The organism is Pelomicrobium sp. G1 (assembly GCF_051905455.1).
Taxonomy (GTDB): domain Bacteria; phylum Pseudomonadota; class Gammaproteobacteria; order Burkholderiales; family UBA6910; genus Pelomicrobium.
The window spans coordinates 1-293 of record NZ_JBQACR010000277.1; the positions used below are offsets into that span (position 1 = coordinate 1).

Genomic DNA, 293 nt, shown 5'->3' on the forward strand with positions numbered 1-293 from the left:
GTGAGCAGCGATGCCAATGCCGTAATGATGTAGATGACTCCCTTGATTACGCGGCCAGCTAACGATTCTTCGGCCTTTTGGCGATTGAAGCCAGCACGACCGATAAGTACAAAAGGAATTCGAGCCACCAGGTCGAAGACGAGGCCTACATAGAAAAATGGATTGATTGCCCGACGGAATGCTGGACCAGCGTTGTTTTCGTAGATGCCGATAGCGCGATCTATGAAATCAAGGAGGTTGTTAGGTGCTATGTGAAAGCGATGCAAATTGAAAATGTTTTGAACAAGGTCGAT

1 protein-coding gene is annotated in these 293 nt (G+C 47.4%); it reads right to left on the reverse strand.

Translation table 11 applies throughout. The features are described 5' to 3' along the window. On the reverse strand, positions 1-293 hold a 293-nt coding region (locus ACTFO6_RS18495; RefSeq protein WP_439935838.1), incomplete at both ends, for a hypothetical protein.